Source organism: Sphaerisporangium sp. NPDC005289, assembly GCF_040607455.1.
Lineage (GTDB): Bacteria > Actinomycetota > Actinomycetes > Streptosporangiales > Streptosporangiaceae > Sphaerisporangium > Sphaerisporangium rhizosphaerae.
Map to the genome: position 1 here is coordinate 105,727 of NZ_JBEXGS010000025.1, position 21,009 is coordinate 126,735.

Sequence of the window (21,009 nt, forward strand, 5' to 3'; positions counted from 1 at the left end):
CTATCCACCGGCTGCTCGATATGCAGCAAACGGGGTTAGGCGTCCTTCCCAGATTCTCGCGAATCGCGCGACTCCGCACCCTCCACTTCACTGAACGGACATCGGATCGGCATGGAGCGATCCGTCCCGCGGTGGGCCGGGGGACGGGCGAGCGGGGACGGTGAGAAGCGGTCGATCACCGATTGACCGGCCAAAACAGGGTGAAATGGTTGTTTCGTTCCATCCCGGATAGAAGCGGTGCGGCGGTGTTCTGATCTCTCCGGCGCGCCCCGAGACGCCCCGTGCCGCGCGCGGCCACGGCGGCGCCGTCGCGGGGAGGCCGGGGGGAGCGGGCCGTCGTGAACGCGGGACGACGAACGGCGGGCGAGGAGACCGATGGGCGACAAGCAAGGGCTGGACCTGAGCGCACCGCAGATCGCGGGCAGTGCACTGGCGGCGGCCACGGCGGCCGTGGCGGCGTCCTTCCTCGGGGTTCACGGGACGGTGATCGGGGCGGCGCTGGCCAGCGCCGGCACCACGGTCGGCAACGCGATCTACACCCACTACATCCACCGCACGAAGGACCGGCTCCTGGAGGCGCACTCGCTGATCACCGGGCAGCGGGAGAGCGACGAACTGGCCGAGCGGGCCGAGGAGACGGTGGTCGCGCGGGCCGGAGACGAGGGCCTGGCGACGGCCGTGCACGCCACCGTCCGCGATCACGGGCCCGCCGATCTGCCCGTCGGCGCCGGCGACCCGGTGCGGCTGAGCGGGCGCGACGGGGAGCCCGTCCGGCTGGCCGGGGGCGACGGGGATTCCCATCCGGCCGGCGGGAATGACGGCGATTCGCTTCCTCCGCACCGGAAGACGGGACGTAGGCCGCTCTGGGTGACGATGATCGCCGCGGCGGTGGCCACCTTCGGGCTGAGCATGGGCGGGATCGTGGCCTTCGAGCTGGTCAGCGGCAAGCCGCTGACCGCGACGGTGCACGGCGCGCAGGGCTCGGGGACGAGCTTCGGCGGAACGGTGTCCGATCGGGAAGACCCCTCGCCGACGCCGTCCGCTCCCGGAGAGGAATCCGGCAAGGCGCCGGCGGGCGAACCTTCGGCCGGCGGGTCCGCCAAGCCGACCACGGACGAGTCAGGGCAGACCGGCGGAGGCTCGCAGAAGCCGTCGGTCGAGCCGTCGGACGTCGCGTCGCCGCAGAGCACCGGCGGCGACACCGGGGGGCCGACCGCCGACCAGGACACCGGCGGTCAGGGCGACTTCTCGGGCGGGACGGACGGAGGCTCCGGCACCTCCGGTACGTCCGGCACCGGCACCTCGGGAACCTCGGACGGCTCGGCGGTCACTCCCAGGTAGCGGCCACCGGCGGTGACGGGATCCGGCGTCAGCCGAGGACGCCGGTCAGGTAGTCGTTGGCGAACAGGCGGCCCGGATCCAGTTCATCGCGCAGGGCCGTGAAGTCGGTGAAACGCGGATAGACCGTCGCGAGATAGGCGGCGTCCCGGGTGTGCAGCTTCCCCCAGTGCGGGCGCCCGCCGAGCCGCGTCATGATCGCCTCGACGCCCTCGAAGTAGGCGGGGTTGGGCGTCGGGCGGTAGACGTGGCAGGCGATGTACGCCGACTCCCTGCCGTACGCCGTGGACAGCCACGCGTCGCTGGGCGGGGTGACCCGCACCTCGATGGGGAAGGTGATCAGCCAGTCGCTGAGCTCGATGAGGTCGCGGGTCTCGCGCAGCGCCTGGCCGAGCCGCTCGCGCGGGATCGCGTACTCCATCTCCAGGAAGCGCACATTGCGCACGCTGGTGAACACCTTGTACGCCTTGTCGGTGTGACAGGAGGCGGACAGCGCGCCCGCGGAGATGCCGTTCAGCGTGGGGATCGCGTCCGGGAAGCGCCCGCCGACCGCGCACAGCGCGTGGAAGAGCGTGTTCTCCATGAAGACGCTGTCCAGCCAGTGACGCAAGGCGCCGGGCGGTGCGGCGGGGCCGGGCGTGCGGTTGTTGCGCTTGGTCAGGCAGGTGTCGGTGTGCGGCAGCCAGAAGAAGTCCAGGTGCTCGTTCTCGCCGGTCATCTCCGGAAGGGAGTCGAGCATCTCGCCCAGCGCCATGGGCCGCCGGTCGCTGCGCAGCAGGAACGACGGTTCGACCTTGAAGGTGACCGCCGTGAGGATGCCGAGCGCGCCGAGGCCGACCCGGGCCGCGTCGAACAGGTCACCGTGGGACACCGTGACGACCGATCCGTCGGCGAGCACCATCTCCAGCTCGGTGACCTGGTCGGCCAGGCCGCCGACGTCGCGGCCGGTGCCGTGGGTGCCGGTCTGGATCGCGCCGGCGACGGTCTGCTCGGTGATGTCGCCCATGTTGGCGAGCGCGAGCCCCCGCCGGTCGAGCTCCTCGTTCAGCACGCGCAGCGGCGTGCCGGCCGCGACCCGCACCCGGCCGTCGCCGGCCTCCTGGACGCCGGTGAGCGCGTCCGGCCGCAGCAGGATGCCATCGGTGATCGCCACTCCGGTGAAGGAGTGCCCGGTGCCGACCATGCGCACCCGCAGGCCGCGCGCGGCGGCGTCCCGCACGGCCTGGGACACCTCGCCGGCGGAGGCGGGGGTGCGGACCTCGGCGGGGACGGCGGACTGGTTGCCGGCCCAGTTGCGGAAGACGGCCTTCATGCACGAGCACGATAACCACGTGGCACGCCGAAGACCAGAGATGTGAGCGGCTCTCATGTGTGGCGCCCGCGGCCGGATCCGCCGGCCTCGCCGCCGGGCTCCGGCGCCGCCGTCGGGCTTCGGCCCCGCGACGAACGCGAACGGGACGCGGGGGCCGGGGCGGCGGAGGCCGGAGGGCGGGGGCGGAGATCAGGTGGCGGGGGAGGTGGCCTCGGCATGGCCGGCCTCGGGCGTGCGCAGCAAGGTGCTGCCGCCGAGGCCGATCGCCACGGCCAGCAGTGCGCACACGAACGAGAACGCGTAGGCGTTGGACGCGCCGAAGGCGTCGGTCAGCCGTCCCGCCGCCCAGGCGCCGATGGCGACGCCGAAGCCGACCGCCGTGGACACCCACGACATGCCCTCCGTGAGCAGGTGACCCGGCACCAGCCGCTCGATCAGCGCGTACCCGGTGATGATCGTGGGGGAGATGGCCAGCCCGGCGAAGAACAGGGCGATCGCCATGACCTTGATGTCCCCGATGAGCAGGATCGGCGTCAGGCCGGCGGCGAACACCGCGATGCCGCGCGTGAACCGCCGGCGCAGCGAGATGCGCCAGTGCCGCGACCCGTACCAGAGCCCGGAGACCATGCTGCCGCCCGCGAACGACCCGAGCAGCAGGCCGGAGGCCGCCTTGGCGCCGTGGTCCTCCGCGAAGGCCACGGTGATCAGGTCGACCGACCCGAAGACCGCGCCCATCGCCAGGAACACGCACGACAGCAGCGCGACGCCGGGGATGGTGATCGGGCTGCCGGACTGCGCGTGCGCCGGGCGCACGGGCGGCTCGGTGCCGCGCTGCAGCGAGAACGCCACCGTGCCGACGACAGTGGACACCAGGGCCAAGATCAGACCTGCGTACAGGTTCACCAAGGTGGTCAGGCCGGTGACCAGGGCGGGCCCGGCCACGAAGATCACCTCGTCGGCCACCGACTCGAACGAGAACGCCGTGTGCAGCTTGGCGGAGCGGCCCAGGATGTGCGACCAGCGGGCCCGCACCATCGAGCCGAGCGAGGTCGCGGCCCCGCCGACGACCACGGCCGACAGGAACAGCGCCCACATGGGGGCGCCCAGGGCGGTGCACAGCATGAGCACGATCAGCGCGGCGCCGTGCAGCAGCACCAGCGGCATGAGTACCCTGGCCTGGCCGAAGCGGTCGACCAGCCGTCCGGACAGCGGGGCGGCGACCGCGTAGGCGATGGCGACCGTCGCCGAGATCGCTCCCGCGGTCGCGTACGAGCCGGTGAGGGCCGAGATGAGCAGCACGATGCCGATGCCGAGCATCGACATGGGCATCCGCCCGACGAACCCGGCGATCACGAAGCCTCTGGTGCCGGGCGCGCTGAACAGATCTCGATACGGCCCGACCACGATCTCGCCCCTTTCGCACGCCCCCGGCGCACGTCTTACGGTGTCGCATCACCTTCGCGCACCATCGAAGCGCGGCTCAAGTGATTTTCCGGCAACGTACACGAATACGGACTCCTGGGGCTAACGTGGGTCAAGTGTCCCCTCCCCCTCGGCCGCTGCCGGCGCGCGCCGTCATGGCCGGGCTGGCACTGCTGATCGTCCTCGGCGTCGCGGCCGGGGGAGCCTTCCTGGTCAGCCGTGGCACGGCCGGCGCCGTTCCCGCCGCCGCACGCACCCAACTGGCCGGCGTCGGCGACCTGTCCACGCAGGTGTCGCCGTTCCCCGTCCTCACGCCGGGCCCGATCGTGGCCGGGTCGCCGCTCCCGTCCTCCGCAGCCACCGTCCCGGACGGCGGCACCGGCCTCAGGACGACCGCCGACCCGAGCACGACGGCGAACCCCACGGCGACCCCGGACCTCAGGACGACCGCGGCTCCGAGAACCACCGTCGACCCCAGGACGAGCCCGGGACCGAACATGACGGCGGGACCTGAGAGGACGGCGGGACCGCAGAGCAAGACGGGACCGGAGAGCAACAAGGGGCCAAAGACGACAACCCCCACGCGCGGTCCCGACGCGAACGCCGGTCCGGATGCGACCGCCAGGCCTACGACGACCCCTTATCCCGAGGCGACCGCCTCCGGCTCGGCAACGTACCAGCGGGTGGCCGCCACGCCGCCCCGGCTGATCGCCGTGGCCCGCACGCCGGTGACCGAGGCGGCGCTGCGGCGGATCGCCGCGCTGAAGTACGTCGGCAAGGTGACGCCGGCCGACGCCGGGGCGGTGCGCTTCTCCACGGCCACGCTGAACCTGCTCGCCGTCGACCCGGCGGAGTTCCGCCCGTGGGCGCCGAAGGCCGTGGCCGAGGAGCCCGAGGTGTGGAGCGCGCTGGCGCGCGGGGAGTTCATCGCCGAGTCGAGGACGGCCGGCCGCTACCTGCTCCAGCTCGGCGGCGAGTACGAGGCGGGCGCCGGTTCGCGGCTGCGCGTCGCCGCGTCGGCGCCGTTCGGGCTGCCGGGCGTCGACGGGCTGGTCGGCAAGGAGGTGGGCCGCGCGCTCGGCCTGGTCCCCGGTGTGGCGGTTCTCGTGCACACCCCGGCGGGCAAGGCGGCGGCCGTGGGCGTGCGGGTGAGGCGGCTGCTGGGCGCGGGCGCACAGGTGGTGGTGGTCGGCGCCCGGAGCGCGGCCGGCACGCCCGTGCCGGTGGCCCCGCCGAGCGCGGCGCCGAGCGCTGTGCCGAGCACCGCCCCGCTGACGGCGCAGGCCCAGCCGGGGACCTACCGGGTCGGCCGGCCGGCCGGCTACCTGGACCTCTACAAGCTCTCGGCGCAGGGCTGCCCCGGGCTGTCGTGGACCGTCCTGGCCGCCATCGGGCAGGTCGAGAGCGGCCACGGGCGCAACAACGGCCCGTCCTCGGCGGGCGCGCTCGGCCCGATGCAGTTCATGCCGGCCACCTGGAAGGCCTACGGCGTGGACGGCGACGGGGACGGCAGGTCCGACATCTGGAGCCCGTACGACGCCGTGCCCGGCGCCGCCCGCTACCTGTGCGCCAACGGCGCCGGGCAGGGCGGCGCGAAGCTCCGCTCGGCGGTCTTCCGCTACAACCACTCCTGGGACTACGTGAACAAGGTCCTCGGCATCGCCGACGCCTACGCCCGCGCCTACGCCTGAGCGCAGCGCCCACGCCGGCGCCTACGCCTGAACGCGACGCCTACGCCCGCGCCTACGCCTACGCCTTATTGCGGCGCCCACGCCTGAGGGTGGGCCTGCGCCCTTGCCTGAGCGCGGGACCTGGCGCCCGCGGTTCGCCTGAGCGCGAGGCCCGCGCCTACGCCTGGGGGCGGGGGCGGGGGGCGGGACAGCAGGTGGCGAGGCAGGCCGCGGGCTCGGGTTCGTCCAGCAGTTCGCGGACCATGGAGACGAACCGCGGATGGGTGCCGGCCGTCGCGGCGCGGGTGAGGTGCATGCCGAGGTCGCGGGCGACGGCGGCGGCCTCGGTGTCGAGGTCGTAGACGACCTCCATGTGGTCGGAGACGAACCCGATGGGCACCAGCACCACGGCGCTCGTGCCGCCCTCGTGCAGGGCGGCGAGGTGGTCGCACACGTCGGGTTCCAGCCACGGCACCTGGGGCGGGCCGCTGCGGCTCTGCCACACCAGGTCCCACGGCCGGTCGCCGGCGACCAGCGCGGCCGCGGCGCGCAACTGGGCCTCGTACGCCCCGCCGGACGGGCCGGAGGAGGCGGCCATGGACACCGGGATGCTGTGGGCGGTGAAGACCAGCCGGGCGGCGTCGTGGTGCTCCTGGGGGAGCCGTTCGAGGGCCTCGCGGGTGTGGTCGGTCATCGCGGCGATGAAGCCGGGGTGGTCGTAGTAGTGGCGCAGCCGGACGATCTCCGGAGCGCCGGGGACCTCGGCCCTGGCCCGGGCGATGTCGTCCAGGTACTGGCGGCAGCTGGAGTAGGAGCTGTAGGCGGCGGTGATGAAGGCCGCCGCGCGGGTGACGCCGTCGGCGGCCATCTTGCCCAGCGTGTCGCGCAGGAACGGGTGCCAGTTGCGGTTGCCCCAGTAGATCGGCAGGTCCACCTCGGGCCGCAGCGCCTCGATCAGGTCGCGGCACTGCTGATTGATCGGGCTGACCCCGCCGAAACCCTGGTAGTGGGCCTCCACCTCCAGCAGCCGCTCGCGGGGGACGCCCCGGCCGCGGACGACGTTCTCCAGGAACGGCATGACGTCTTCGGGCTTCTCGGGCCCGCCGAAGGAGACGATCAGCAACGCGTCGTAACGAGCCATGCCTCCATCCAACCCCATCGCGCGGGATGCGGCGTCGACGAGCACCGCGCGAAGGCGAGGCGGCGCCGGCGCGAGGCGCGGAGGGAGGGGTGTGCGGCGGCGCGAGGCACGGAGGGAAGGCTCTGCGGCGCTGACGTCGGCGCGGGCGCGGGGCGCGAAGGGAGGGCTCCACGGCGCCCGCGAGGGGCGGGGTGGGTGTGGTGTTGGGGCGGCGGCGGGAGAGGGGGGTAGGTTCGGGGAAGTGAGCCTCTTCAAGGACATACGCCGATTTGTCGCCATTCCCCGAGTGCTGTCGCTGCAACTGTCCCCGGACGGGTCCCGGCTGGTGTCGGTCGTCCAGTCGCTGAACCCCGATGGGAAGTCCTATGGAACCTCCATCTGGCAGGTGCCGGTCGAGCCCGAGGGTGAGGCGTTCCGGCTGACCCGCTCGGCCAAGGGGGAGACCGGCGCCCGGTTCACCCGGGACGGCGACCTGCTGTTCGTGTCGCGGCGTCCCGACCCGGACGTCAAGGACCAGCCCGAGGACGAGGTGCCCGCGCTGTGGCTGCTGCCCGCCAAGGGCGGCGAGGCGCGCAGGGTGGCCGACCGGCCCGGCGGCATCGGCGCCGTCGAGACCGCCGGCGAGGGCGTGGTCTTCACCGCGGACGTGCTCGACGGCGACGCCGCCTCCGAGGCCGAGCGCCGCAAGGCCAGGAAGGACGCGGGGATCAGCGCGGTCCTCCACGAGGGATATCCCGTCCGCTTCTGGGACCACGACCTCGGCCCCGCGCGGACGCGGCTGTTCGCCGCCGCGCTCCCGGCGCTCGCCGAGCCGCGCGATCTGACCCCCGACCCGGGTGGCGCGCTGCAGGAGGTCTCCTTCGCGCTCACCCCCGACGGCTCCACCGTCGTCACCTCCTGGGGCGTGCCGCTGCCGACCGGCGGCGTCCGGTTCGAGCTGGTGGCGATCGACGTGGCCACCGGCGAGCGGCGCACCCTGGTGTCCGACCCAGCTCTCGAGGTGGCGGGACTGGTGACCGTCTCCCCGGACGGCCGTCACGTCGCCTGCCTGATGATGCGCCCCGGCGCCGTGGACCGGCCGGTCGAGTACACGGTGTGGATCGGTCCCCTGGACGCCGGGCAGGACGGCGGGCAGGCGAGCACCGTCGCCCTGCCGGCCGCGGGCGTCGCCTGGGCGCCCGACTCGGGCTCGCTCTACGTCGCCGCCGACGACCACGGAAGGCGCCCGATCTTCAAGGTGAGCCTGTCCGGCGAGCACGAGCGCCTCACCCCGCCCGACGGCGCCTACCAGGAGCTGTGCCCCTCGCCCGACGGGCGGCGCCTGTACGCGCTGCGCAGCTTCCCCGACGCCCCGCCCGCCCCGGTCAGCATCGACCTGGCCGACGGCGGGATCACCGAGCTGCCGTCCCCGGCCCCGAAGGTCGAGATCCCCGGGACGCTCACCGAGGTGTCCGCGGTCGCCGACGACGGCGTGGAGATCAGGGCCTGGCTCGCGCTGCCCGCCGGCGCCTCTGCGGACAACCCCGCGCCGCTGCTGCTGTGGGTCCACGGCGGCCCGATGGCGAGCTGGAACGACTGGATGTGGCGCTGGAACCCCTGGATCATGGCCGAGCACGGCTACGCCGTCCTGATGCCCGACCCGTGCATGTCCACCGGCTACGGGCAGGACATGATCGCGCGCGGCTGGGGCAAGTGGGGCCCGCGCACCCATGCCGACCTGATGGCGGTCACCGACGCGTGCGTCGCCCGCCCGGACATCGACGGCGGGCGCACGGGCATGATGGGCGGGTCCTTCGGCGGCTACATGGCCAACTGGATCGCCGGGCACACCGACAGGTTCCGCGCCGTCGTGACGCACGCCTCGCTGTGGAACCTCGAGCAGTTCGCCGGCACCACCGACGCCTCCGACTACTGGGAGCGGGAGTTCGGCCCGGTCGGCGGCGATCTGTACCGGGAGCTGTCGCCGCACCACTGGCTCGGCGAGATCACCACCCCGATGCTGGTGATCCACGGCGACAAGGACTACCGCGTGCCGATCGGCGAGGCGCTGCGTCTGTGGTGGGACCTGCGCAGGTCGCAGGTGGAGTCGAAGTTCCTGTACTTCCCCGACGAGAACCACTGGATCCTCAAGCCGGGCAACGCGGTCGCCTGGTACGAGACCGTGCTGGCCTTCCTCGGTCAGCATGTGCTCGGCGAGGAGTGGAAGCGCCCGGAGTCGGTGGCATGACCGACTTCCTGCGGCTGGCCGCCGACATCGCGCGCGAGGCGGGGGACATGCTGCTCGCCAAGCGCACCGCGCGCCCGGAGGCGATCGAGACCAAGTCCAGCAGGACCGACGTGGTCACCGCCCTGGACCGCGCCTCCGAGGAGCTGATCAGGCAGCGGGTCGGGGCCGAAAGGCCGCATGACGCCTTCCTCGGCGAGGAGGAGGGCGAGACGGCGGGCGCCGAGACCGGTGAAGGCCGCGTCCGCTGGATCGTCGACCCCATCGACGGCACGGTCAACTTCATGTACGGCCTGCCGGACTGGGCGGTCAGCATCGCCGTGGAGGTCGACGGGGAGGTGGTCGCCGGCGTGGTGAACGTGCCGGCGCGCGGCGAGCTGTACGCGGCGGCCAAGGGCGGCGGGGCCGAACTGCTGCGCGAGGGCGTCGCGGCCGAGCGGCTGCGCTGCACCGCCGGGGTGCCGCTCGCCGAGGCGCTGATCGCCACCGGGTTCGGCTACCTGCCCGAGCGGCGGGCCGTCCAGGCCGAGGTGCTGACGCGGGTGCTGCCGGTGGTGCGCGACATCCGCCGGGGCGGGTCGTGCGCGGTGGACCTGTGCTCGGTCGCGGCCGGGCGGGTGGACGGGTACTACGAGCGGGGCCCGCAGATCTGGGATTTCGCGGCCGGCGGCCTGATCGCCGTCGAGGCGGGGGCCAGGATCGGCGGGCTGAACGGGCGGCCGCAGAGCCGCAAACTGACGCTGTGCGCGGCGCCCGGCCTGTTCCAGGACCTGCACGACCTGCTCGTCCCGCTGAACCCCGAGCGCGACCTGTAGCCCGGCGCCGCCGGACGTCCGCGCGGCTCCCCGGCATGCGAAGGGCCCGCCCCGTGGGTGGGGGGCGGGCCCGGCGCCGTGGGCGAGGAGGCCGGTCAGGTCTGGATCGGCACGCCGTTGTCGACGGCGATCCGGCGCAGATCCTCTATCTCGGCGGTGAGAGTGTCGGCGAGGAAGTCGTCGCCGCTCGTGCGCGCCTCCTGGAGACCTTTATAGGCCTGGTCGAGCCGGTATGTGATCGTGCTGGTGAACTCGCCCATCTCACCTTCTTTCTCGAGGGGCGAAGGAGCAGTGTGGCCACCTACCGCCTGGGGAGAGCACAAGGTCTTCCCCGGCCATGTGAGTGGGTCTTGCGGGTCTACCCACCGCTCTGTCGCGCTTAAACCCGCCATGCCTTATGTCGGGGGTGTGCTTTATGTCACGCGTCCGGCGCACGGTGGACGAGTGCTTACCATGCGCTTAAGCCGGATGTGGCAAGAATGGGCCTGCGCGGGGTACGGCCACGGGCGCGGGAAGCGCAACCGCCCGGCCGCGGAGCAATGACCGATCGCGCGAGGTCGCGACTAGCAGGAGGTGCCAGGGCCGTGCGAGTGCTTGTGGTGGAAGACGAGCGGGTGCTCGCGGACGCGATCGCGACGGGGCTGCGCCGGGAGGCGATGGCCGTCGACGTCGCCTACGACGGCGCCGGCGCGCTGGAGCGCACGGGGTACATCGACTACGACGTGATCGTGCTGGACCGCGACCTGCCGAAGATCCACGGCGACGAGGTGTGCCGGCGCCTGGTGGCCGGCCGCACCGCCTCGCGCATCCTGATGCTCACCGCGTCGGGCGAGGTGGACGACAAGGTCGAGGGCCTGGAGCTCGGCGCCGACGACTACCTGGCCAAGCCGTTCGCCTTCATGGAGCTGGTGGCCCGCGTGCGGGCGCTCGGCCGCCGCTCCGCGCCGGCGCTGCCGCCGGTGCTGGAGCGCTCGGGCGTCCGCCTGGACCCGGGCAAGCGCCTGGTCACCAGGGACGGCAACGAGATCGCGCTGACCAAGAAGGAGTTCGCCGTCCTTGAGGAGCTGATGCGGGCCGAGGGCGCCGTCGTCAGCCAGGAGGACCTGCTCGACAAGGCCTGGGACGAGAACATCGACCCCTTCACCAACGTGGTGCGGGTCACGATGATGACGCTGCGCAAGAAGCTCGGCGAGCCGGCGGTGATCGAGACGGTGCCGGGAGTGGGTTACAAGCTGTGAGCGACGAACACGACGCGGCGCGGGACGCCGAGGCCGGGCGTCCCACCTTCGCCGCCCCCCAGCCGGTCATCGTCCCGCCCGGTTCCCCGCTGCCCGCGGGCGCCGAGGACGCCGGCGCCGCGCCGGGACCGGCGGCCCTGTCGGTCCGCGCGGGCGCCCAGAACGCCGCGCAGATCCGCACGGGTTCCCAGAAGGCCGCGCCGGTCCGCGAGCGCGCCCAGAACGCGGCGCCGGTCCGCGCGGGCGGGCAGGGCTCGGCGGCGGCGGGGCAGCGGCCGGCCGGCTCACCGCCGCGCTCGGCCACGGCCACCCCCGTCGCCCAGCCCTCGCCCTCGGCGGGCGCCGCCGAGCCGGGCCCCCGCGTCCCCGCGCAGCCCGACAAGACGCAGGCCGCCTGGGGAGGCGGCCGGCGGAGCGAGGTGTTGTCGTCCGAGGGCGGCCGCCAGCCGTTCCGCCCCAAGGCGGCGCCTCCGCCGCCGAGCGGGCCGCCCGCCTGGGACGGGCCGCCGCCCATCGCCCCGAGGCCGGTCGCCGAGGACCTCCTGGCCCGGCTGAGGCGGGTCACCGGGCGCATGAGCATCCGGGTGCGGCTGACGCTGACCTACGGCGCGCTGTTCTTCGCGGCGGGCGCGCTGCTGCTATTCGTGATCTACTCCTTCGTCGGCAAGGCGATCTGGGATTCCTGGCCCGCCTTCCCGTTCGACCTGGAGAACGTCCGGCCCGACTACGCCGCCATCCTCCAGGACAAATGGGCGAACTTCCGCGCCGACACGATCACCGCCGCCCGGCACCAACTGCTGATCAGGTCGCTGCTGGCCCTCGGCGGCGTGGGCATCCTGGCGCTGCTGTTCGGCTACTTCGTCGCCGACCGGGCGCTGCGCCCGATCCAGAAGATGACCGCGACCGCGCGCCGGCTGTCGGAGACCTCGCTGGCGCACGAGCGCATCGACCTCCAGGGCCCCAACGACGAGATCAAGGAGCTCGCCGACACCTTCGACGCGATGCTCACCCGGCTCAACCGGGCCTTCGACGCCCAGCGGCGCTTCGTGGACAACGCCTCCCACGAGCTGCGCACGCCCCTCGCGATCAACCGCACGGTGCTGGAGGTCGCGCTCGGCGACTCGCGCGCCTCGGAGGACCTGAAGGTCCTCGGGCGCACCCTGCTCGGCACCAACGCCAGGAACGAGCACCTCATCGAGGGCCTGCTGCTGCTCGCCCGCAGCGAACGGGAGCTCGCCACCCGCAAGCCGGTCGACCTGCGCGACGTCGGGCAGACCGTGGTCGAGCAGCACGCGTCCTTCGCCGAGGAGACCCAGGTGAGCGTGCACGCCGACCTGCGCCCCGCGCCCACGATGGGCGACCCGGTGCTGCTCGAACGCCTGGTCGCCAACCTGGTGGAGAACGCGATCAAGCACAACATCGGCGAGTCCGGAGAAGTCTGGCTCCGTACGGGAATGGTGGACGGCACTCCGGTTGTTCAGGTGGCCAACACCGGGCCGCACGTTCCCGCGTACGAGGTGGACGACCTGTTCGAACCTTTCAGGCGCCTGCACTCCGACCGCGTGGAATCGGCGCGCGGTGCGGGGCTCGGGTTGTCCATCGTGCGCGCGGTCGTCCGCGCTCACCAGGGGACCGTGAAGGCGATCCCCAGGGAAGGCGGGGGACTGGTGATGACGGTGAGACTTCCGGCGGGCTGATACGGCGGGGGGCGTCTCGTTCGCGCCAGACATGTGGTTGGATGTGCCGTCGAACACGGTGGGTCCTGTCGCCAATGCTTAGGTTTTCGCCATATTTGGCTAACCGCGCGGCGAAGGCGGCTAGACCCTCACGTGTCAGGAGGTTCGTCCACCGTTCCGACGGGGTACCGATTGCAAAATTCCCCGAGAGATGCGGGCACAAGATGGATCGCCCAGACGTTACAGACGCGCGACGCGCGACGCGCGACGCGCACGCAATAGATGAGGGGGATGAATACGCAAATGGCCACCGATTACGACAGCCCGCGCAAGACCGACGACGACCTGAGTGAGGACAGCCTCCAGGAACTCCAGGCGCGGCGGACCGACAAGTCCTCCGGCAGCATCGACATCGACGAGACCGATCTGGCCGAGTCGCTCGAGCTTCCCGGTGCCGACTTGTCCAACGAGGAGCTCTCGCTCCGGGTGATCCCCAGGCAGGCGGACGAGTTCACCTGCTCGCGCTGCTTCCTGGTGCATCACCGCAGCCAGCTCGCCTCTGACAAGGGCGGGCAGCAGATCTGCCGGGAATGCGCCGCCTGAGACTCTTGGAGGGTCCGTGACATCTGGAACGGATCGAACACCGCAGGACCAGCCCGGGCGGCCGGAGCTCCCGCCCCCGGGGGACCAGACCGGAGCGGAAGCCGAGGTCGCCGAGCTCGTCGGCAAGCTTTCCGGCGGCGGCGACATTGACGGGGCCGAGCGGCGACGGCTGCTCGGCCGCCTCAGCGCGGCGCTCATGACGGCCCAGAATCGGGCCCGCAGGTCGGGCGCCGCGCGGGGCCGCTGGCTCGCCGACATGTTCGCCGCGATCGCGCCGCGCCTGCCGATCCGCGACCTGGCGACGCTGCAGGAGCACCACTACGGCCTGTCCGGCGACGCGCTCGCCGACGACCTGGTGCGCACCGCGGGCAAGGCGACGATGGCGGTGGGAGCGGTCGGCGGGGTTCTGGCCGCCGCCGAGTTCGCCGCGCCGCCGCTGCTGCTGTCGGCGCCCGCGCAGCTCGTGGCCGAGACGCTCGTCGTCGCCGCCATCGAGGTCAAGCTCATCGCCGAGCTGTACGAGGTGTACGGCGTGCAGGTGCCGGGCAGCGGCAGCCAGCGGGCGATGGCGTTCACCGTCGCCTGGTCCAAGCAGCGAGGGGTCGACCCGCTCGCCCCCGCGTCGGTGCAGGTGGCCCTCGGCGCCGCAGCCAAGGCCGCCCTGCGCAACCGGCTGATGCGCACGCTCGGCCGCCACCTGACCACCTTAGGGCCGTTCCTCACCGGCGCCGTCGCCGGAGGCGCCCTCAACAGGGCCGCCACGAAGCGCCTCGCCCAGGCCGTCCGCAAGGACCTCGGCCGCCAGCTCGCCCTCCCCGCCCCCGACCAGCCCTCCTCCATCACCGACTGACCCCCGTCGACCCCCCGGCCGGCGTCCTTCCCCTCACCGCGACGGCGCCGCGCTCTTCCACCTCCCCGGGCACCGAACGGCCCTCCGCACCGCCGGCCCCCGGCGCCGCTCCGCACCCCCTCGCCGTGACCCCCGCGAGCCGGTCGATCTCTCTCGCCGCGCCTCGCGCCGTCGCCCGCCTGTGACGCCCGCCACCTGAGGCCCCGTACAGAGAGCCACACCCGGTTTCGTATGGTGGTCATGGACCGATCACAAGGCAACGAGGGAGGACGTGTGCGCAGCTCGTTTCTGATCGTCGCGAACCGGTTGCCCGTGGACAGGACCATCACGGCGGACGGCACCGCCAGTTGGCGGCGCAGTCCCGGGGGCCTGGTCACGGCGATCGCGCCCGTGATGCAACGCCGCGACGGCGCGTGGCTGGGCTGGCACGGGGCTCCCGACGAGGAGCTCAAGCCCTTCGAGCACGACGGCATGAACCTCATCCCCGTCCCGCTCTCGGCCGGCGAGGTCGAGCTCTACTACGAGGGGTTCTCCAACGCGACCCTGTGGCCGCTGTACCACGACGTCGTGGCGACGCCCGTCTTCTCCCGCGTGCTGTGGGACGCCTACCGCGCGGTCAACGAGAGGTTCGCGCGGGCCGCCGCCGACGCCGCGGCCGAGAACGCCGTCGTCTGGATCCAGGACTACCAGCTCCAGCTCGTCCCCTCGATGCTGCGGGCCCTGCGGCCCGACCTGCGCATCGGCTTCTTCCTGCACATCCCCTTCCCGCCCGCCGAGCTGTTCTGGCAGCTCCCCTGGCGGCGCGAGATCCTCGAAGGGCTGCTCGGCGCCGACCTGGTCGGCTTCCAGCGGCCCGGCGGCGCCTCCAACTTCATCCGGCTGTGCCGCCGCCAGCTCGGCCTGCAGAACCAGCGGCAGGAGATCTTCGTCGGCGACCGCACCGTCCGCGCCGAGGCGTTCCCGATCTCGGTGGACTTCGGCGAGCTGGACTCCCTGGTGCGCGAGCCGCACATCCTCGCCCGCGCCAAGGAGATCCGCGCCGAGCTGGGCGAGCCCGAGCACGTCCTGCTCGGCGTCGACCGGCTCGACTACACCAAGGGCATCGGCCAGCGGCTGAAGGCCTTCGGCGAGCTGCTCGCCGACAAGACGATCAGCCCGGGCGAGGCGGTGTTCGTCCAGATCGCCACGCCCAGCCGCGAGCGGGTCGAGAGCTACCGCGCCCTGCGCGACGAGATCGAGCTGCGGGTGGGGCGCATCAACGGCCAGCACGGCGTGCTCGGCGTCCCGCCGCTGAACTACTTCCACCAGTCCTACGACCGCGAAGAGCTGGCCGCTCTGTACTGCGCCGCCGACGTCATGGTGGTCACGCCGCTGCGCGACGGCATGAACCTCGTCGCCAAGGAGTACGTCGCCTGCCGGCACGACCTGCGGGGCGCGCTCGTGCTCAGCGAGTTCGCGGGCGCGGCCGACGAGCTCAAGCACGCCTTCCTGGTCAACCCCTACGACGTCGAGGGGCTCAAGCGGCAGATGGTCGCCGCCATGCGGGCCACCCCGCACGAGCTGTCGCGGCGGATGCGCTCCATGCGCCGCCGCGTCGCCACCTATGACGTCGACCGGTGGGCGGGGGAGTTCCTGGCGGCCCTGGAGCGCTGACCGCCCTACGACCTGACGACCGCCCTACGACCTGACGACGCGCTCGGCCTTCTCGGGGATGGCCTTCCACGCCCGGTACCTCTTGTGGGCCGAGCGCGTCACCACGATGCGGGCGACCTCCATGCCCACGCCCAGCACCACCGCGAAGCCCACCGCCTCGGCGAGGCTGGTCTCCAGCGAGTTGGGGTCGGCAGGCGGCTTCTTGCCGGTGGTCTTCTGCCAGCCGATCTCGATGGCCTTGCGGGTGGCGTACCCGACGCCCAGCGCGACCACCGCGCCGATGAGCCGCCACGCCATGTCGGGCTTCTCGACCTCGTCTGATTTGGCCATGACTTCTCCCCTCGTCGATCTAGATGAACCCTAGCCCCTCGTGCCGGAGGGCGGGGTGACGCCATACCATAGGGCGCCATGACCCAACAGCGACCGCGCCATGTCACCGTTCCCGAAAGGCCCTCTCTCGATGGCCTGGAGCCGGTATGGGCGGCCCGCTGGGAGGCCGAGGGCACCTACCGCTTCGACCGGGCCAAGACCCGCGAGCAGGTTTACTCCATCGACACCCCGCCGCCGACCGTCTCGGGCGCCCTGCACGTCGGCCACGTCTTCTCCTACACCCACACCGACACGATCGCCCGCTTCCAGCGCATGCGCGGACGTGAGGTGTTCTACCCCATGGGGTGGGACGACAACGGCCTGCCCACCGAGCGCCGCGTGCAGAACCACTTCGGCGTGCGCTGCGACCCCTCGCTGCCCTACGACCCCGGCTTCCGCCCGCCGGGCAAGCCCGACCCCAAGCGCCAGGTCCCCGTCTCGCGGCGCAACTTCATCGAGCTGTGCGAGCAGCTGACCACCGAGGACGAGAAGGCCTTCGAGGAGCTGTGGCGCCACCTCGGGCTGTCGGTCGACTGGTCGCTGACCTACGCCACGATCGACGAGGCCTCCCGGGCCGCCTCCCAGCGGGCGTTCCTGCGCAACCTGGCGCGCGGCGAGGCGTACGTCGCCGAGGGGCCCACCCTCTGGGACGTGACCTTCCGCACGGCCGTCGCCCAGGCCGAGCTGGAGGACCGCGAGTGGCCGGGCGCCTTCCACCGCATCCGGTTCGGCGGGGTCCCCGGCACCGCGTACGCCGACGGCGTCGCCATCGAGACCACCCGCCCTGAGCTGATCCCGGCCTGCGTGGCCCTGGTCGCCCACCCCGACGACGAGCGCTACCAGCCCCTGTTCGGCAAGACGGTGCGCACGCCGCTGTTCGGCGTCCAGGTGCCCGTGCTCGCCCACCGGCTGGCCGAGCGCGACAAGGGCTCCGGCATCGCGATGATCTGCACCTTCGGCGACCTCACCGACGTCGTCTGGTGGCGCGAGCTCGACCTGCCGGCCCGCCCGGTCATCGGCTGGGACGGCCGCATGCTGGCCGATCCGCCCGAGGGGGTCCCGGCCGAGACCTACGCCCTGCTGGCCGGCCTGACGACCCACTCGGCCCGCGAGCGCATCGTCCAACTGCTGCGGGACACCGAGGAACTGGAGGAGGAGCCGCGCAAGGTCTCCCGCCCGGTCAAGTTCTACGAGAAGGGCGACCGGCCGCTGGAGATCGTCACCACCCGCCAGTGGTACATCCGCAACGGCGGGCGCGATCCCCGGCTGCGGTCGGCGCTGCTCGAACGCGGGCGCGAGCTGCGCTGGCACCCGCCGCACATGCGGGTGCGCTACGAGAACTGGGTGCAGGGCCTGGCCGGCGACTGGCTGATCTCCCGGCAGCGGTTCTTCGGCGTGCCCATCCCCGTGTGGTACCCGCTGGACTCCGAGGGCCTGCCCATCCACGACGCGCCGATCGTGCCGCCCGAGGACGCCCTGCCGGTCGACCCCTCGAGTGACGTGCCGCCCGGTTACGCCGAGGACCAGCGGGGCAAGCCCTTCGGCTTCGCCGCCGACCCCGACGTCATGGACACCTGGGCCACCTCCTCGCTGACCCCGCAGATCGTCTCGGGCTGGGAGCGCGACGACGACCTGTACCGGCGGGTGTTCCCCATGGACCTGCGGCCGCAGGCCCACGAGATCATCCGCACGTGGCTGTTCGCCTCGGTGGTCCGGGCGCACCTCGAGAGCGGCGTGCTGCCCTGGCGCGACGCCGCGATCGCCGGCTGGATCCTCGACCCCGACCGCAAGAAGATGTCCAAGTCCAAGGGCAACGTGGTCACGCCCATGGGCCTGCTGCGCGAGTACGGCTCCGATGCGGTCCGCTACTGGGCCGCCGGCGGCCGTCCGGGCACCGACACGGCCTTCGACACCGGGCAGATCAAGGTCGGCCGCCGCCTGGCCATCAAGATCCTCAATGCCTCCAAGTTCGTGCTCGGCCTGGGCGAGGCGGCGGGGGAGCAGGTCACCGCGGCGCTCGACCGGTCGATGCTCGCCCGGCTGGCCGGAGTGGTGGAGGAGGCCACGGCCGCCTTCGAGTCCTACGACTACACCCGCGCCCTGGAGGCCACCGAGCGGTTCTTCTGGGAGTTCTGCGACGACTACCTCGAACTGGTCAAGTCCCGCGCCTACGGGGACGACGCCGGAGCGGTGTCGGCCCGCGCCGCGCTGCGGCAGGCGCTCCAGGTGATGCTGCGGCTGTTCGCGCCGTTCCTGCCGTTCGTCACCGAGGAGGTCTGGTCCTGGTGGCGGGAGGGCTCGGTGCACCGCGCCGCCTGGCCGTCGGCCGGCGAACTGGACGCCTCCGGCGACGCGCGGGTCCTGGCCGCGGTGTCGGAGGTGCTGCGCGAGGTCCGCAAGGCCAAGTCCGCGGCCAAGCTGTCCATGCGCGCGGAGGTGGCGCGGCTGGACGTCCACGGCGCCGCCGTCGAGCTGGTGCGCCACGGGCAGGACGACCTGTGCGCGGCCGGAGCGGTCGAGGAGTTCGTCCTCGGCTCCGCCGACGGTGAGCCGGAGGTGACCGTCACGCTCGCCGAGGCCGCCGCCGGGTGACCCATTCACCAGCGAGACGGGCATATCGGGTGGCCTTCGGCGGGGGAGACCAGGCCGTCGCTTGAACCGGGCCGTAACCTGCGCGCGTTCGGCCGCCCGGCGTGCCAGTCTGTAATGGTGATCGCGGAACGGGAGACTGACGGGCGCACTGTGCCACCGGTGCTTTCCGCCATGGCGGCCTGGAGCTGGCGGCTGATCGTCATCGGCGTGGTGATCTACTTCTCGGCGCAGATCATCGTCCACCTCAGCTTCGTGGCGCTGCCCCTGGCGGTGGCGCTGCTGCTGACCGCCCTGCTCTACCCGCTCACCGACCGGCTGCGCAAGGCGGGCCTGCGCCCCATCTGGGCGACGTGGGTCACCATGCTGTCCGCCCTCGCCCTGCTGGTCGCCGTCGGGTTCATCATCGGCACCCGGGCCAACGACGAGTTCCCCGGGCTGATCGCGCAGATCCAGAAGACCACCCGCGACGTGCAGGGCTGGCTGCTCACCGGACCGTTCCACCTCAAAGAGGCCCAGCTCACCGGCATGTTGGATGAGATCATCCGGCAGGTCAACGCCCAGCGCAGCGCGCTCACCGGAGCGCTGCTGTCCACGGCGGCGGTCTTCATCGAGGTCCTCGCCTCCATCGTCCTGCTGCTGTTCGTCACCTTCTTCATGCTCAAGGACGGCGACCGCATCTGGTCGTGGTTCCTGCGCGGCTTCGGCTCGGCCGCGCCCCGGGTCGACCGCGCCGGCCGCGCCGCCTGGCACACCCTCTCGCAGTACATCCACGGCACGGTCATCGTGGCCGCCATCCACGGCGTGATCATCGGCATCGTGCTGTTCGCCATGAGGGTGCCGCTGTGGGCGCCGCTCGCGGTCCTGATCTTCCTGGCGAGCTTCATCCCGATCATCGGCATCTTCATCGCCGGGGGCCTGGCCGCCCTGGTGACCCTCGGCGCGCAGGGGCCCATCTTCGCCCTGGTCTTCATCGGCATCCTGCTCGTCGAGCAGCAGCTGGAGAACCACGTGCTCCAGCCGATGATCGTCGGGCGGGCCGTGAAGTTCCATCCTTTGGCGATCATCCTGGTGCTGGCGATCGGCGGCATCCTGGGCGGCATCGCCGGCGCGGCGATCGCCGTGCCGATCGCCGCGGTGGTCTACCGCGCCCTGCCCGAGCTGCGCAGGAGCCCGCGTGAGCTGCCGCCCGCCGCCCCGCACGAGCCGCCCGGGCCGCAGCCGCCGGCCGGGCCCGCCGCGCCGCAGGAGCCCGCCGAGCCCAGGAAGCCCGCCAAGCCAACCGAGTCAACCGAGTCCGCCGAGTCCGCTGAGCCCGGGGCGCCCGCCGCGCCGCGCCGGCCGCGCGAGTCCGCCGATCCGCCCCCGCCGCGCCGGCCGCAGGAGCCGCACGAGGCCGCCGGACCGGCCGCGCCCGCCGCGGGCCGCGCGCCCGCCGCGGGGGAGGACGTGTCGCCGCAGCACAGCGGGTAAGGTCTCCGTTCGTGACACCTTGCACGCCCCGCCCGCCCCGGTACGCTTCAGGGCGTACCTTGAGGCTGAGGGCCCGGCCCACGCGCCCGCGGGCCGCCGCGCCGGCGTGCCGGTCCCGGTGGGCGCCCGGCGGCCCGGCAGGCGAGGTCACACCGACGTCAGCCGAGCGCGGCTCCACGACCACGAGGTGAATCCATGATCGAGGTGCTGATCCAGCGGCTCGACCCCGGCCTTCCGCTCCCGTCCTACGCCCACCCGGGTGACGCGGGGGCCGACCTGCACGCCGCCGCGGACGTCGAGCTGCTGCCGGGCGAGCGGGCCGTCGTGGGCACCGGCGTGGCGATCGCGCTGCCGGACGGGTACGCGGCCTTCGTGCACCCGCGTTCCGGCCTCGCGGCCCGCCACGGTGTCACGCTCGTCAACGCGCCCGGCACGGTGGACGCCGGCTACCGCGGCGAGATCCGGGTGACACTGATCAACACCGACGCCAAGGACGCCGTGCGGCTGCGCAGGGGCGACCGCATCGCCCAGCTCGTCGTCCAGCGGGTCGAGAAGGCAGCTTTCTACGAGGTGGAGCGGCTTCCCGGGTCGGCGCGCGGCGCCGACGGGTTCGGCTCCACCGGCCGATAAGTCGAC

At 72.8% G+C, this 21,009-nt stretch carries 17 protein-coding genes; 12 read left to right on the forward strand and 5 right to left on the reverse strand.

What is annotated here, in order from left to right:
• The first annotated feature begins 375 nt into the window (after positions 1-375).
• Positions 376-1,341: a hypothetical protein gene (locus ABZT47_RS32965; protein WP_354850997.1), complete on the forward strand. Its 966-nt coding sequence runs from the start codon at positions 376-378 to the stop codon at positions 1,339-1,341.
• Between the two features lie 28 nt (positions 1,342-1,369).
• On the opposite strand, the gene ABZT47_RS32970 is transcribed toward ABZT47_RS32965, so the two are convergent.
• Positions 1,370-2,650, reverse strand: coding sequence for a D-arabinono-1,4-lactone oxidase (locus ABZT47_RS32970; RefSeq protein WP_354850999.1), 1,281 nt, complete (start codon positions 2,648-2,650; stop codon positions 1,370-1,372).
• 189 nt (positions 2,651-2,839) lie between these two features.
• Positions 2,840-4,054 (reverse strand): MFS transporter, encoded by a 1,215-nt coding sequence (locus ABZT47_RS32975; RefSeq protein ID WP_354851002.1) that lies wholly within the window; start codon positions 4,052-4,054, stop codon positions 2,840-2,842.
• 134 nt (positions 4,055-4,188) lie between these two features.
• On the opposite strand from ABZT47_RS32975, the gene ABZT47_RS32980 reads away from it, so the two are divergent.
• The gene (locus tag ABZT47_RS32980) at positions 4,189-5,763 is read left to right on the forward strand and encodes a lytic murein transglycosylase (protein WP_354851005.1); all 1,575 of its coding nucleotides are present in this window, start codon (positions 4,189-4,191) and stop codon (positions 5,761-5,763) included.
• A 157-nt stretch (positions 5,764-5,920) separates the two neighbouring features.
• Here ABZT47_RS32980 and ABZT47_RS32985 read toward each other — a convergent pair whose 3' ends face one another.
• Positions 5,921-6,883: a ferrochelatase gene (locus tag ABZT47_RS32985; protein WP_354851007.1), complete on the reverse strand. Its 963-nt coding sequence runs from the start codon at positions 6,881-6,883 to the stop codon at positions 5,921-5,923.
• 241 nt (positions 6,884-7,124) lie between these two features.
• Between ABZT47_RS32985 and ABZT47_RS32990 the strand changes: the two genes are divergently transcribed.
• Together ABZT47_RS32990 and ABZT47_RS32995 are read left to right on the forward strand one after the other, a co-directional pair.
• A complete protein-coding gene (locus tag ABZT47_RS32990; protein ID WP_354851010.1) occupies positions 7,125-9,110 on the forward strand; it encodes a S9 family peptidase in 1,986 nt (661 codons plus the stop codon).
• A complete protein-coding gene (locus ABZT47_RS32995; RefSeq protein WP_354851012.1) occupies positions 9,107-9,922 on the forward strand; it encodes an inositol monophosphatase family protein in 816 nt (271 codons plus the stop codon). The genes ABZT47_RS32990 and ABZT47_RS32995 overlap by 4 nt, the downstream gene beginning before the upstream one ends.
• A 95-nt stretch (positions 9,923-10,017) precedes the next feature.
• Here the strand turns inward: ABZT47_RS32995 and ABZT47_RS33000 are convergent, their stop codons facing one another.
• Complete coding sequence (locus ABZT47_RS33000; protein WP_354851015.1) at positions 10,018-10,182, reverse strand: hypothetical protein; 165 nt, start codon at positions 10,180-10,182, stop codon at positions 10,018-10,020.
• A gap of 324 nt (positions 10,183-10,506) precedes the next feature.
• Between ABZT47_RS33000 and ABZT47_RS33005 the strand changes: the two genes are divergently transcribed.
• From ABZT47_RS33005 to ABZT47_RS33025, 5 genes are all read left to right on the forward strand, one after another.
• Complete coding sequence (locus tag ABZT47_RS33005; protein ID WP_354851018.1) at positions 10,507-11,160, forward strand: response regulator transcription factor; 654 nt, start codon at positions 10,507-10,509, stop codon at positions 11,158-11,160.
• Positions 11,157-12,857 carry an ATP-binding protein gene (locus ABZT47_RS33010; RefSeq protein WP_354851020.1) on the forward strand — a complete coding sequence of 567 codons (1,701 nt, stop codon included), beginning with the start codon at positions 11,157-11,159 and terminating at the stop codon, positions 12,855-12,857. The genes ABZT47_RS33005 and ABZT47_RS33010 overlap by 4 nt, the downstream gene beginning before the upstream one ends.
• A 282-nt stretch (positions 12,858-13,139) precedes the next feature.
• A complete protein-coding gene (locus ABZT47_RS33015) occupies positions 13,140-13,439 on the forward strand; it encodes a DUF4193 domain-containing protein (RefSeq protein ID WP_114029376.1) in 300 nt (99 codons plus the stop codon).
• A 16-nt stretch (positions 13,440-13,455) separates the two neighbouring features.
• Positions 13,456-14,289 carry a hypothetical protein gene (locus ABZT47_RS33020; RefSeq protein WP_354851022.1) on the forward strand — a complete coding sequence of 278 codons (834 nt, stop codon included), beginning with the start codon at positions 13,456-13,458 and terminating at the stop codon, positions 14,287-14,289.
• Between the two features lie 240 nt (positions 14,290-14,529).
• Positions 14,530-15,942, forward strand: a complete 1,413-nt coding sequence (locus ABZT47_RS33025) for a trehalose-6-phosphate synthase (protein ID WP_354851025.1) — start codon at positions 14,530-14,532, stop codon at positions 15,940-15,942.
• 24 nt (positions 15,943-15,966) lie between these two features.
• Here ABZT47_RS33025 and ABZT47_RS33030 read toward each other — a convergent pair whose 3' ends face one another.
• Complete coding sequence (locus ABZT47_RS33030; RefSeq protein ID WP_354851027.1) at positions 15,967-16,272, reverse strand: DUF4235 domain-containing protein; 306 nt, start codon at positions 16,270-16,272, stop codon at positions 15,967-15,969.
• A gap of 78 nt (positions 16,273-16,350) precedes the next feature.
• Here ABZT47_RS33030 and valS point away from each other — a divergent pair, with 78 nt between their 5' ends.
• The 3 genes from valS to dut all read left to right on the forward strand — a co-directional run bounded on the left by valS (position 16,351) and on the right by dut (position 21,003).
• Positions 16,351-18,903 carry a valine--tRNA ligase gene (gene valS / locus ABZT47_RS33035; protein ID WP_354851030.1) on the forward strand — a complete coding sequence of 851 codons (2,553 nt, stop codon included), beginning with the start codon at positions 16,351-16,353 and terminating at the stop codon, positions 18,901-18,903.
• Between the two features lie 159 nt (positions 18,904-19,062).
• On the forward strand, positions 19,063-20,373 hold the full coding sequence (locus tag ABZT47_RS33040) for an AI-2E family transporter (RefSeq protein ID WP_354851033.1): 1,311 nt from the start codon (positions 19,063-19,065) through the stop codon (positions 20,371-20,373).
• A 195-nt stretch (positions 20,374-20,568) separates the two neighbouring features.
• On the forward strand, positions 20,569-21,003 hold the full coding sequence (dut, locus tag ABZT47_RS33045; RefSeq protein WP_354851036.1) for a dUTP diphosphatase: 435 nt from the start codon (positions 20,569-20,571) through the stop codon (positions 21,001-21,003).
• Positions 21,004-21,009: the final 6 nt, after the last annotated feature.

Excerpts from the sequence above, each read along its gene's own strand:
- ABZT47_RS33000 (WP_354851015.1), bottom strand. The coding sequence starts at position 10,182 with ATGGGCGAGTTCACCAGCACGATCACATACCGGCTCGACCAGGCCTAT.
- ABZT47_RS32970 (WP_354850999.1), bottom strand. The coding sequence starts at position 2,650 with ATGAAGGCCGTCTTCCGCAACTGGGCCGGCAACCAGTCCGCCGTCCCC.
- ABZT47_RS32985 (WP_354851007.1), bottom strand. The coding sequence starts at position 6,883 with ATGGCTCGTTACGACGCGTTGCTGATCGTCTCCTTCGGCGGGCCCGAG.
- valS (WP_354851030.1), top strand. The coding sequence starts at position 16,351 with ATGACCCAACAGCGACCGCGCCATGTCACCGTTCCCGAAAGGCCCTCT.
- ABZT47_RS32965 (WP_354850997.1), top strand. The coding sequence starts at position 376 with ATGGGCGACAAGCAAGGGCTGGACCTGAGCGCACCGCAGATCGCGGGC.
- ABZT47_RS33030 (WP_354851027.1), bottom strand. The coding sequence starts at position 16,272 with ATGGCCAAATCAGACGAGGTCGAGAAGCCCGACATGGCGTGGCGGCTC.
- ABZT47_RS33025 (WP_354851025.1), top strand. The coding sequence starts at position 14,530 with ATGGACCGATCACAAGGCAACGAGGGAGGACGTGTGCGCAGCTCGTTT.
- ABZT47_RS33015 (WP_114029376.1), top strand. The coding sequence starts at position 13,140 with ATGGCCACCGATTACGACAGCCCGCGCAAGACCGACGACGACCTGAGT.
- dut (WP_354851036.1), top strand. The coding sequence starts at position 20,569 with ATGATCGAGGTGCTGATCCAGCGGCTCGACCCCGGCCTTCCGCTCCCG.
- ABZT47_RS32995 (WP_354851012.1), top strand. The coding sequence starts at position 9,107 with ATGACCGACTTCCTGCGGCTGGCCGCCGACATCGCGCGCGAGGCGGGG.